12 protein-coding genes and 2 pseudogenes are annotated in these 12,328 nt (G+C 41.9%); 3 read left to right on the forward strand and 11 right to left on the reverse strand.

What is annotated here, in order from left to right; all coding sequences use genetic code 11:
- Positions 1–220 precede the first annotated feature (220 nt).
- Positions 221–679 (forward strand): annotated as a pseudogene (locus tag IM456_RS16915) (MiaE family protein); the annotation flags it as partial.
- Positions 680–751: 72 nt separating this feature from the next.
- On the opposite strand, the pseudogene IM456_RS23600 reads toward IM456_RS16915, so the two are convergent.
- From IM456_RS23600 to IM456_RS16925, 3 genes and pseudogenes are all read right to left on the reverse strand, one after another.
- Positions 752–957: pseudogene (locus tag IM456_RS23600) on the reverse strand (hypothetical protein).
- A gap of 52 nt (positions 958–1,009) precedes the next feature.
- A complete protein-coding gene (locus IM456_RS16920) occupies positions 1,010–2,200 on the reverse strand; it encodes a GNAT family N-acetyltransferase (protein WP_149987981.1) in 1,191 nt (396 codons plus the stop codon).
- 36 nt (positions 2,201–2,236) lie between these two features.
- Entirely contained in the window at positions 2,237–2,917 is a 681-nt protein-coding gene (locus IM456_RS16925) for a RibD family protein (protein ID WP_149987982.1), read from the reverse strand.
- Between the two features lie 91 nt (positions 2,918–3,008).
- Here IM456_RS16925 and IM456_RS16930 point away from each other — a divergent pair, with 91 nt between their 5' ends.
- Positions 3,009–4,934, forward strand: coding sequence for a sensor histidine kinase (locus tag IM456_RS16930; RefSeq protein ID WP_149987983.1), 1,926 nt, complete (start codon positions 3,009–3,011; stop codon positions 4,932–4,934).
- Between the two features lie 253 nt (positions 4,935–5,187).
- On the opposite strand, the gene pheA is transcribed toward IM456_RS16930, so the two are convergent.
- A complete protein-coding gene (gene pheA, locus IM456_RS16935) occupies positions 5,188–6,042 on the reverse strand; it encodes a prephenate dehydratase (protein ID WP_149987984.1) in 855 nt (284 codons plus the stop codon).
- Positions 6,043–6,177: 135 nt separating this feature from the next.
- A complete protein-coding gene (locus IM456_RS16940; protein WP_287694319.1) occupies positions 6,178–7,095 on the reverse strand; it encodes a ribonuclease D in 918 nt (305 codons plus the stop codon).
- A gap of 18 nt (positions 7,096–7,113) precedes the next feature.
- Between IM456_RS16940 and IM456_RS16945 the strand changes: the two genes are divergently transcribed.
- Positions 7,114–7,602 carry a universal stress protein gene (locus IM456_RS16945; RefSeq protein WP_149987986.1) on the forward strand — a complete coding sequence of 163 codons (489 nt, stop codon included), beginning with the start codon at positions 7,114–7,116 and terminating at the stop codon, positions 7,600–7,602.
- A 9-nt stretch (positions 7,603–7,611) separates the two neighbouring features.
- Here the strand turns inward: IM456_RS16945 and lepB are convergent, their stop codons facing one another.
- The 6 genes from lepB to IM456_RS16975 all read right to left on the reverse strand — a co-directional run bounded on the left by lepB (position 7,612) and on the right by IM456_RS16975 (position 12,070).
- Positions 7,612–8,187 (reverse strand): signal peptidase I, encoded by a 576-nt coding sequence (gene lepB, locus IM456_RS16950; protein ID WP_147069874.1) that lies wholly within the window; start codon positions 8,185–8,187, stop codon positions 7,612–7,614.
- A complete protein-coding gene (gene mazG, locus IM456_RS16955) occupies positions 8,187–9,020 on the reverse strand; it encodes a nucleoside triphosphate pyrophosphohydrolase (protein WP_287694324.1) in 834 nt (277 codons plus the stop codon). The genes lepB and mazG overlap by 1 nt, the downstream gene beginning before the upstream one ends.
- A 392-nt stretch (positions 9,021–9,412) precedes the next feature.
- Positions 9,413–9,784 (reverse strand): hypothetical protein, encoded by a 372-nt coding sequence (locus tag IM456_RS16960; protein ID WP_002797213.1) that lies wholly within the window; start codon positions 9,782–9,784, stop codon positions 9,413–9,415.
- Positions 9,785–10,582: 798 nt separating this feature from the next.
- Positions 10,583–10,984 (reverse strand): phosphomannose isomerase type II C-terminal cupin domain, encoded by a 402-nt coding sequence (locus IM456_RS16965; RefSeq protein WP_002760121.1) that lies wholly within the window; start codon positions 10,982–10,984, stop codon positions 10,583–10,585.
- Positions 10,985–11,124: 140 nt separating this feature from the next.
- Positions 11,125–11,421 (reverse strand): Asp-tRNA(Asn)/Glu-tRNA(Gln) amidotransferase subunit GatC, encoded by a 297-nt coding sequence (gatC, locus tag IM456_RS16970; RefSeq protein WP_149987987.1) that lies wholly within the window; start codon positions 11,419–11,421, stop codon positions 11,125–11,127.
- Between the two features lie 127 nt (positions 11,422–11,548).
- Positions 11,549–12,070 carry a photosystem I assembly protein Ycf3 gene (locus tag IM456_RS16975; RefSeq protein WP_149987988.1) on the reverse strand — a complete coding sequence of 174 codons (522 nt, stop codon included), beginning with the start codon at positions 12,068–12,070 and terminating at the stop codon, positions 11,549–11,551.
- Positions 12,071–12,328 lie beyond the last annotated feature (258 nt).

Below are 12,328 nucleotides of genomic sequence, written 5' to 3' on the forward strand. Positions count from 1 at the left end.
AAAAGCTTGGCCGGGTAAAAAGTCGCGCGCAACAAGTACAAGAAGCTATAGGCGGTCAACGTACCGTGGGACACACGGAATCGGGCTTCTGAAATGGGGCGAAAGTCTGTGGACTCTGTGTAAGACAGTACATGGTTTTTAAACTGTGGTATGCGACGGTGGTGGAAGCAGAAACTTAAATCGTGAGGTTTAGGAATCGCCGCACTTTTAGGGCGGCGAGGATGTCAAGTTTCGTTATCCTTCCTACGCTTCCCTCGTGCGGAAATTAACGGCGATCGCCCAAGAGGAATTAGAACATTTTGAACAGGTCAATCAATGGTTGGATAAATGGGGAATTCCCCTCGCTCCCTTGAATTCTCCCCCTTATGGTGCTAAATTAAAAGCCCAGATTCGTCACCAAGAACCCGATCGCCTTTTGGATTCTCTGTTAATATCAGCTTTAATCGAGGCGCGTTCCCACGAAAGATTGGGTTTATTGGGAGAATATTGTCCTGATCCCGATTTAGGCAAATTTTATCGCGGTTTAATGGCTTCCGAAGCCCGTCATTATGGTATTTATTGGCTATTAGCAGCGGATTATTTTGAACGTACAGTGATCGAGGAACGTTTAGCAACCCTAGCGGCGATCGAAAGTGAAATTCTCACTACTCTGCACCCGGAACCTCGTATTCATAGTTGATTGCACTAATAGGGACAATGGCTGCAGCTCACATTTGCAGAAATACGGACAATTAGCAATTATCAGTGACTCTTAAATTATTACAAATATATCGGCAGCTGCCTGTAAGCATCCCACCGAAAAACTAATGCGCTTCGGGGTTTGGGGACGGCGCTTGCGTCCCCAACGGGTAGGGTTGATTCATGAATCAACCCTACCATGAATCAACCCTAGGATTGAGTGATCAAATCGGAAGTAATAACCAATTTTAGAAGATAGTTTCCCTTTAAAAATCCCAACTCAGTAGATTTACAAAAATGAGATGCACCCAGGGACAATTAACTATCTAAATTACTCGTTCAACTCAATTTCTCTCTTAGAAAAAGGTAAATCTTGATTGATTGCTTCAATTTCTTCCTGTTCCATTTGATTAATTTCATGGATATAATTGCGGAGAATTTGAGTCATTTTGCCATGATAAAAACGGTGTAAACTGTGATTAGCAGTGGCAGGAAAACCCCGTCTTTTTTTATGTTGTCCTCCCGCACCCGGGTCAAACATGGTAATACCTTGACTAATTGCCCAATCGATCGGTTGATAGTAACAAGCTTCAAAATGTAAACAGTCGTACTCCTGAAAACTGCCCCAGTAACGACCATAAAGATTAGTATCTTTGCGAATACAAAAAGATAAACCCACCGGTTTAGTATCCTTTTCATTTTGGTAGGCAGTAATCAAAACCACTCGCTGACGATAATTCGGATATAATTGTTCAAAAAATTTCTGTGTCAGATATTTACTTCCCCAGTAAAATTTATCACAGGTACTGCTATAAAACCGATAAATTAACGGGAATAAATGATGGGGAATTTCCTCGGCAGCCAGAGTTTTAATAATTAACCCCGCATTAGTCACCGCTTTCCGTTCCCGTTTAATATTGCGGCGTTGATTGGCATTAAAAACCGTCAGATAATCTTCAAAACTTTGAAAACCCTTGTTATTCCAGATATAACTATGGTGTAACCAGGGGGTAAAGCCCAAATTTTCCATTAAAATTCGCCATTGGGGATCCACAAAAAGAAAATGACAACCCGACAGATTATTTTGGTCACAAAAATGATCAATCGCCCCTATCATTAAAGCAGTAATTTCCAGTTCATTTTCCCCTGGAGCAATTAAAAAACGATAACCCACCGCCGGAGTAAAAGGGGTCATTCCTAACAGTTTCGGATAGTATCCAATCCCTAAACGATGGGAAAGATCCGCCCATTGATGGTCAAAGACAAATTCACCGTAACTATGACTTTTAATATACAAAGGAGCGGCGGCAATTAACTCAGCACCGCGCCAAACTGTGAGATGAGCGGGTTGCCACCCCGTGCGTCCCGTGGCGCTGCCGGAAGTTTCGATATTATGTAACCATTGCCACTCGAGAAAGGGAGTAGTTAGGGGTTGAGCGAGAGCATCCCATTTTTGTTGGGGAATCTCACTCATTTTATCAATCCAAGCGACAGAATATTGTGGTTTAAGCTGTTCTACCATGGGACAAGATAAGTCAACCTTTTTATTTAAGGTAATCTAGTTTTGAGATTTATGGGACTGCCGTTCAAGGGAATAATGTAAAAAAATTTCTTCTTCCAAGGTTTCCACGCTCAAAAGTCGTAATTTTCTGGCAGAATCAGCCATAAATCCAGTTCCTCCCAGAGGAGTTGCCGCTTTATTGCCTCCTAACAGCAACGGACAAATAGTTAGATGGATTTCATCGATTAAATCTTCACCTAAAAGAGAGGCAATTAATTCACCTCCTCCCAGAATTGCCAGCTTTTTGATACCTAGGTCGGTAAATTGACTAAAAATAGCCTTCCAATCACCGCAGACTAAGACAAGCTCAAATAAACCCCGATTTTCCCATGCCGCCACTTTTTCCGCTGCCGTGATTAACCAGCGCGGGAAAGGCTGCTGAAAAAATTTCATCCGGGGATCAAGCTGGCCTGAATGAGAACAAACGATCTGTATCGGCTGGGGAGATAATCCCCGTTGTTGACGGTATGCGAGAAAATCGGCATGACGGATAGGAAGACTGGTGTGATAAGCGCGCAGGGTGTTAGCACCGAATAAAGCGGCATCCATGCGCGATAAATGTTGTTCTAGACGCATTTTATCGGTAGCAGAGGCAAATCTGGCCGCCGACTGGTAGGCGTCGGCAATTTTACCATCGGCACTCATGGCTAAAATAACGGTGGTGTGAGGACAATTCATGGCAAATGATCAGGGATATCACCTGGTTCGATTGGTGAATAGGCTAGTATAGTCTAGAGTTTGATAGCAAGAATCAAACCGATTTCTGCCCATGTCTATCGGTCAATCCTCCTTTCGTCGTATTCTGCTCTCTCGCTTACTCCTAGTCAGTGTACCTGTACTACTAATGGGAGTTTATGTCACCTATCGTAAGGCGCGATCGGCTTTTTTGGAAACGGCCCGTCAAAATCTCACCGAAAGTGCCATCAGAAAAGCAGACAATATTGATCAATCAATTCAATTTTTGCAGGTTAATCTGATCACTGCGGGCGAAAGTCTGGTTTTAAAACAGGGAACCTTAGCCGAAAAAGAAGCTTTTTTACAACAATTCACGGAGCAGCTTCCTAATCAGATTAACTGTGTGGAATTAATTGATATTAAGACCAAGAAACCTTTATTAAATCGAGCCTGTCAACCAGAAATTATCAAAGTTTTGCCCCTGGAAAGATGGACAGAAAAACGGACTAGCTCTGCTGGTAATATCCAAAATATTCTAGTTAGAGGTTTACCCCGACAATTTCTAACTAAATCTCCCAATAATAATCGTCAATTAGAATTAGTTTTTGCCGTTCCCATCTACGATAATCAAGGACAATTACAATCTAGTCTGATTCTGCAAACTTCTCTACTTTACCGTGAGAAGGTTTTACCCGGTTCTTTATCGGGTTATCCCGTGGTTATTTCTGACAATGGCATTATTCTCGCTCATCCCTATTTTGATCGCATTGGTAGCCATATCAGTCAAGAAGCTGATGCGGAACGCCTCAATATAATAATCAGTAATGCTGTTAGAGGTCAGCAGAGATTTATCCATTTATTTTCTTTCGAGAAATATGGCAAAGAATTAGTCGCAGGTTATAGTTCCCTCCCCAGTCCAGTTACGGGAGAATCATCGCAAAAATGGATAGTTTTAGCCATTAGTCCCCTCTCCCAAGCTCTGGCTCCTCTACAACAAATTTGGGAGGCAGTTTTTTATCTGATTTCCAGTTTATTATTAGCTTATTTAGTAGCTATTGCACTGATCGCCAGGGATCTAGCTAGACCTTTAGAAAAACTGCGAGATTATGCCTTAAATATTCATAAAATTCCTTCACAAAATATTACACCACAGAACTTTAATATTCGAGAAATTAATCAGTTAGCCTCGGCCTTAGAGGAAATGATCGAACGTTTACGCCTTTGGGGAGAGGAAATAGTTAAGAGTTGGCAAGAAGCGGAAAATGCTAATCAATTAAAAAACCAATTTTTGGCCAATACTTCCCACGAATTACGCACCCCTCTCAATGGTATCATTGGCTCAATTCGTTGCGTTATGGATGGATTTTGTAATAGTGAGCAGGAGGAAAAAGAATATCTGCAACAAGCGGATAATGCAGCTGTACATCTTTTGGAAATTATTGATGATATTCTCAGTATTGCTAAAATAGAAGCGGGCAAACTTTCCGTTAATCCTGAACCAGTAGATTTACACCAAATTATCAATGAAGTTATTAATTTACAAACAGCATCGCTGCAACGTAAATGCTTACAATTAAATTTACTTTTCTGTCCAGAAAATCCGATAGTCTATGCTGATACCACTAAATTAAAACAGGTAATTTTGAATGTTATTTATAACTCAATTAAATTTACTGATACAGGCACAATTTCTTTAATAACTCGCCTAGAAAATACACAGGCTATTATTACTATAATCGATACAGGAATCGGTATAGACCCCCAGCAGCAATCAAAATTGTTCCGTCCTTTTGTGATGATTGATGGTTCCACCACTAGAAAATTTAGCGGTACGGGTTTAGGATTAGCTATTTCTAAGAATTTTATGAAAATGATGGAGGGAGATATTACTATCTCTAGTCAAGGTCAAGGTTTAGGAACAACTGTAGAAATTATTCTTCCTCTACTGGGGGAAAGAAAGCTTGATTCTACCCCAGAGGAAAACTCATCTTTGCCGATTCTTCCCTCTCTTAAAAGCTAAAATATCTCTATTTAGGGTTGGCTGAATAAATCTAAAAACCTTGTTGGGTAAGACTTTTAGACTTTTTGTCAATCAAAAAGTACCGGGCATGGGAGTGATCAGGGGGAAAATTCCGGGACTTTTTCCCTGAAAATTAGGTAATTGGCCACCTCAAAACCGGTAAAACCCCACACCCCACACCCCACACCCTGCCCCCAGGAAAAACTTTTTCAGCAAACCCTATTTAATTTCTGTAATTTATGAGTAATTTAGTTTATAATTCCTCTAAACTTTCTACAGGTAAATTAACCACCTGATAAGCACCAAGAACATCGATCGCATCGGTATAATTGGTTAATTCTTCTAAAGTTGCCGCGATTAAATGCTGTTGATCTGGATTAATTTCTAGATCAATAAAAAATATGTATTCCCCTAAAGATCGTTTAGTTGGTCGTGATTCGATCCGAGATAAATTAAGCTGACGTTTGGCAAAAACTTCTAAAGGTTTGACTAAAGCACCGGGTTGATCTAAAACCTGAAAAGCGAGGGACATTCGCTCACCTTGGGGATGGGAAGTTAAAGCCATTACCCAAAAACGGGTACAATTATCGGGATAATCATTAATTGGTTGTATTAATATTGGTACATTATAGAGTTTTGCCGCCCGGGGAGAAGCAATAGCGGCCGAATTAGCCTCTCGATCAAGAATTTGAATCGCTTCTGTGGTAGAATTGGTGGGAATAATTGGCACGGTAGGTAAATTATTTTCTAGCCATTTTTGACATTGGGCTAAAGCTTGGGGATGGGAATAAACGGTTTTAATTTCTGTTAGCGATTGCCTGGGAGATAGAAGTGCATGGGAAATCGGTAAAACTAATTCTTGTTGAATCTGTAACCCGGGTAATTGCCATAAAGCATCAAGAGTCATTACCACACTTCCTTCGGTGGAATTTTCCACCGGGACTACTGCTAAATCGGCCTGATTTTGGACAACCGATCGCAAGGCCAGGGCAATGCTAGGATAGGGTATTAATTGACGAGGCTGAGGTGGTAAACTATTAGCAAATGCTAAAGCGGCTGTTTCTGAATAGGTTCCCACCGGCCCCAGATAAGCGATCTTTACAGTCATTTAGATTATCCCCACAAGCAATTTTTTCTAGCTATTACAGCCTTTCTCATAAACATTAAGTATAACCTAATTTGGTATTGACTCCTATCTCCTGACGACCGACTCCCGACTTTTATCTGCTGAATTCTGCTATAATCATGTCAAGTCAGCTTCACTTTGTTTGATGGTCAATTGACTGATTTTTTGGCTAGTTTCCTCGATGGTTAACCCTTGGACTAAATCCCCTAATTCTTTGAGAAAATCATTAGTTAAGGAGAGAGATATTTGGCTATCCTGGCCCGATAAATAGACAACTTTGGCTAATTCGACCAGTTTAACTTTTTTGCTGGTGCGATTTTGGTAACTGACCGAAAATCCGTTAATCTCCGCAGCCTCTTGCTGGATAATTGCCGACTTTAAACGTTCCTTGAGATGTTCCATCTCTGTATCTAAAATCTTCCATTGCTGGTAAATTTCCCAATAACGATTAGTTAATCTTTCCAGATTCTCACCCGCAGGATCGGGAGTAATTAAATGGGAAAGCGGCAAAAGACGATGATGGATTTGGGCCGTATATACGGGGTCTTTTTGTGCATATTCTAGCTGGGCCGCGGTTAAAGGTCTTTTGCCCCAATTACCCCCCTGTTCACTTTTATCAATAGCGGGAAAATGACAAAGACATTCAGCCACGGTTTTCAGTTGATAATTGGGTAAAGGAGCAATATAGTAGGGAACCTTTTTAGCTAACTCTAGGGTACAGGTAATTTTTTTAACTTTGCTTTTACCGCCCAAAAATTTACAATCATAACTAGCATTGTGAAAAACCTTTTCTATCTGGTCAACCAGCATGATTTTAGTGATAAAATAATCGATCAGGTCCGGTCGATCGAGAACATCCAAAATTGTCACCCGCTCACCCGTTAAGTCCGTGGAATCAGCAAGAATTTGAATCAGAGACAAACGGGGAGTCTTGCTATTGTAATCGGCTACTTCCGTATCTAACCAAAGAATGGGAAAATGAGAAAAGTGATCGATCGCATTCTTAATAGCGTCGGATTCCGTTAAATAAGGCATGGTTGCAGAGGCTGAAAAATGTATCAAAAAATCTTGATAGCAGTAGATTTGTCAGAGATGGGGGAGAGTGTTTTTAAGGAGGCTGTATCCTTAGCCAGTAAGTACGAAGCTAACCTCCTACTACTGCACGTCCTTTCCCCTGAAGAAGATTATAGCCCTTTACCGATTCCGCCCAATTTAGCCGATATTTACCCCGCCCAGGGCAATGATCTCACTCTCGATTTTTGGCGGCAACAATGGGAAGAATTTGAGCAGAAAGGGGTGGCAATGTTGCAAAAAAGAGCTAATCAGGCGGGAGAAATGGGTGTAAAGGGAGAATACCGGCAAATTTACGGTCATGCAGCCAAAACTATCTGTAAAGTGGCGCGAGAGGAAAATATTGATTTAATTGTCATCGGCCGGCGTGGGCGATCGGGTCTAGGAGAGTTATTCTTAGGTAGTGTGAGTAATTATGTTCTCCATCACGCCCCCTGTTCCGTCTTAATTGTTCAACATCGTCAGGGCTAAAAATTCCTGTTAGCTATTCCCCCCTAAAATCCCCAAACGATTAAAAGGAAAAAAGCGAAAAACCGCCCTACCAATCACGTTATTTTCTGGTAAAAACCCCCAGATATGGGAGTCATTGCTATTATTGCGATTATCTCCCATGACAAATAAATTATTCTCTGGCACGAGCAAAGGCATTAAATTATATTGAGGGGATTCGAGAATATAATCCTCTGACAAGGGTTGATTATTCAGATAAATTTTGCCCTCCTTGACAGCAATCACATCCCCTGCTGTGGCAATCACTCTTTTAATAAAAGCTTGGTCCTTTTGATATCCCTGTAATTGTAATTGTGCCGGCGGTTCAAACACGACGATATCCCCCCTTCGAGGGGGATGGAAATCGTAGGAAAGTTTTTCCACTACTAAGCGATCGCCCTGTTCTAAAGTGGGTAACATAGAATCGGAGGGGATAAAACGAGGTTCAGCCACAAAAGTGCGGATCAATAGGGCTAAAACTAAAGCTATAGCGATAATTTGCAGATTTTCTCGAATAGAAGCCCAAAAACTCTTAGATTTGTCCTTATTAATTTCTTGCTCTTGCATTATTGCCCAGATGATGGTTGATGTAACTTAGCTTTCGCTTGCTGCCAGAAAACTGTTAATTCCTCTAGTGTATAGTCATGGAGAGGCTTTTCCGCCACGGATTCCACTAGGGAAAAACGTTGAATAAAACGCAGATTAGTCTCTTGTAAAGCGATGCTGGGGTCTAAATTATACCAGCGAGCAAGATTGACAATAGTAAAGAGTAAATCGCCTAATTCTGCCTGTTGATGCTCTTTATCGCCCGATTCTAGGGACTCTTGCCATTCTGCTAACTCTTCGCCGAATTTTTCCCAGACTCCTGCGATATTTTCCCATTCAAAACCGACTCGCGCCGCTTGCCGAGAAATTTTCATCGCCCCCATCAAGGGTGGTAAAGTTTGGGCATAACGGGTTAATTTACCGCTAATAGTCGGGTCATTTTTTTCCTCAGCTTTGATTTTCTCCCAATTTTGACGCACCTGTTCGGGATTTTCTAGGGATAGCTCCCCGAAAACGTGGGGATGACGACGAATTAATTTATCAGTGATGCCCCTAGCCACTTCTTCTAGGCTAAAATTACCCTCATCACTGGCAATTTGGGCTTGTAAAACCACCTGTAGCAGTAAATCGCCTAATTCCTCGGCAATGGCAGTTTTATCACCGCTTTTAATCGCCGCTACCACCTCATAAGCTTCTTCGATAACGTAGGGAATTAGGGTTTCCGGGGTTTGGGCTAAATCCCAAGGACAGCCGCTTTCTGGGTCTCGTAAACGGGCAACAACGGTGATTAAATGGTTTAATGCCTTTAAGATGCCCTTGTAGCTGGGATTGTCGGTTTCTGGAAGGCTAGACATCGATTTTTTCCGGTTTTCTCCCCCATTATACCGGTTAGTTATCAGTTATCAGTTATCAGTTATCAGTGATCAGATGTGAGTTTTCAGTTAACTGATCACTGTTTACCGATCACAGCAAAAAAGCTTTTATTTCCCTATCTTCTAATATTCAGTTACAGCCTTTCTCATAACAGATGAAGTTTAACCTAATTTGAGCGAAGACCGACTCCCCAAAACGAAAACTTCGTACCTCACCATTCAGATAACTGCTTTAGCTCAATAACGATGAAAAAACCCGGGAAAACCGGGTTCCACTAGCTTGGAGTGTGTATAGTCAACCGATAAAGCAGTTGAAAACTTAAATAAATCTAAATAGAAAAAAGGTAAGCAATTCCACTGTAAGAAAATCAGATTTAATGAACTACCCCGCAAGTTAAGGGGCAAGAAGCATAAACAGCTTGATGAGAGGTTTTTACCTCACCGTGTAACCAGTGCAACCAGCTAACTTCATGGGGATGAACACCTTTTGCTGTTAATAAAGCGGCACTAATTAGGATAGCCAAAATATTAATACCAATAATCATTCCCGCAACTAAAAGCACGGAACTAATCGGTAAAACTGACTGTAAGATAATCGCCGACAATGCTCCCACTGTCATCATTAATACTACTAAAGGAAATCCCACTACTAATAAACAGACAGTGAGGACAAAACTCCAGAGAAGAAAGCTTTTTAGCATTGCTAAAGAAACGTGGCCCCAGTTATTTCTTGCGGTTAATTGCATCTTCCTGACCTCTTACAAACTTGGTGGTCTAACTTTTCTGCACGTCGGCTCAAAGTTGATGAAAACCAGTATAGGGAAAACACCGAAGAAGATGAGCTATTCGCAATATAAATTTACAATCATCGCTGATCATCTGTGTTATATGTATCGAACTATTACAAGAATCGGCGAGAGGTATCGAAAACTTTACAATCGGTTTCTCTTGATCCCCAATACAATTTCCTGCTGAAATCCTTGATCCCCGTCGCTAATCCTTTCTTGTGTCCCTGTCGTCAGATTTTTCCTCGTCTCGTTGTAACAAATATTTACAAGTACCTCTAGAATTCTCAGAAAATAGGTGGACGGGAGTTGGGAGATGGGAGAGGGGAGACCACTTCGTGCGCGTTGCGGGGGGAAGTGGGGAAGTGGCGAGAAAAAGCTGACGGCTTTTCTTTGTCACAGAATTGACATCTGGCTGTTATAGTCCTGACAAATGAGAGTTATATGGTGAAGTTAATCCAGCAAAGGAATAAATCATTTCCCCTAGCCTAGCTTTCCTCAAGCTTCCCACACAGGGTCTAGGGGAAGTTTATTTTTCTGCTGATTTTACCCGTTCTTCGCGCACAACATGGTCAAAATCAATCCCCCTCCCCGCGCCTTTACCTCCCATGAGGAAAACCGCTACCCGGCCGGAAAAGGAAATTTTTCTAAAACTTGACGAGCCTTGCCAACAGGGAAGACAGTCAGGCAGACTAACCTAAAAAGGTTTTTTGGGGCGAAAATATAGTTTCTTGGCCTTCTGTCTCCCTCAACACAGTCTTAGCTCTGATGACGAGCATAGTCATCCTGAAAACGGACTATATCATCCTCTCCTAAATATTCCCCATTTTGCACTTCAATTAACACCAATTTGATCACCCCGGGGTTTTCCAGACGGTGAGCGGTACACTGCGGCACATAAGTGGACTGATTGGCTCCGAGAATTTCTTCGTTATCTCCACAGGTGACTTTTGCCGTTCCCGAAACGACAATCCAGTGTTCACTGCGATGGTAGTGCATCTGTAAACTGAGACGATGACCCGGATTCACTTCAATTCGCTTGATTTTATAACCAAGACCTTCTTCTAGAGTGGTGAAAGAACCCCAAGGCCTAAATTCTGTTGCTGCCGATTCTACGCTCGAAATAAGCTGAAATGGTGCCACATCTTGAGATGCGATCATTATATTATGTCTCCATTGCTAGGTCTGATCTTAGTCCAAGATAGCAGCAAAAACCCTAGATGGCATCTAAATCAGTGATCAGTAAACAGTAAACAGTAATCAGTGAACTGAAAACTCAAATCTGATCACTGATCACTGATTTAGTCTTCGTCGGTGTTGAGAATACGGGGAACCCGGAAATAATCCCCTTCTGGGGCCGGCGATTCTTGCACTAAGAACTCGTGATCGGGATAAAGTCTATTACTATCGGCGCGAGTGATATTTTGAATTTCGATCGCTCGCGTGGTGGGTGGCACATTTTCCGTGTCTAATTCGCTTAACTGCTCGAAATAATCGAGGATTCCGCTTAATTGCAGCGCAAATTGTTCTTCTTCGCCGCTATTAATCTCTAAACGGGCTAAATGGGCGATTTTTTCAACTGTAGCTCGATCGATCATGGGAGAAATGGGGAATGATGAATGATGAATGATGAATTATGAATTGGGGAGTGGGGGAGTGAGGGAGTGGGGATAATAAATAAAAGCAATCTCCTGACTCCTGAATTCTGTCTCCTGTCTCCTCAATTTAGAAGAAAACATCAATTTCCGATCGCCCGGTGATTTTCAGCCAGTTTTGGGCTTCAATGTAGTTATTGGGGGCTAATCGGATGGCTTGTTTCCAGTATTCTGCCGCTTTGTCGTAGAGTGCTTCCGCTTCGGCCTGTTGACCGTCTTCTCTGGCTTTTTCCCCCTGAAAATGGTAAATAACGGCGATATTATTCAAAGCGGAGGGCATTCTGGGATTAAGTTGGATAGCTTCTTCGTAGTATTCCAGAGCCTTTTCATGCTCGCCATTACTAGCGTGGATAATGCCGATATTGTAGAGGATATAACTGCGATCGTTAGGATCCTCTTCTAATGTTAAAGCCTCATAGTAATTCTCGAGGGCTTCGGCGTATTCGCCGTCAGCTTGGGCAGACATCCCATCGCGGTAATAAACAAAGGCTTCCTTGGCTTTTTTATTGGCGGGCAGTATCTTTAAAATTATATCCGCCATGACGGTAAAAGATTTATCAATAAAATTATCGTTACGTTGAGTGCGTGGCATAGTTAGGACGATTAGGCGATCGAGATGACTATCTACCTTTATAGCACTCGCGAGCAACCCTAGGGCTGTTTTTCCGATTTTTCTGGCTAGGGTTTCGATTTAGAGTATCTTTGCTATTGGGACTTAGACAAAAAACAAATCGAGAAAAGCCTCAACTCCAATCCCCGCTTGGGATTTACTTCGAGAAGCCCAAAATCGCTGAAACCCAGATATATCAAGGAAAATCATCAATCGAGGTTAACCCTTTGTCCCGTAATG

It is taken from the genome of Microcystis sp. M079S1, from assembly GCF_020246425.1.
In the GTDB taxonomy this organism is placed as follows: domain Bacteria; phylum Cyanobacteriota; class Cyanobacteriia; order Cyanobacteriales; family Microcystaceae; genus Microcystis; species Microcystis aeruginosa.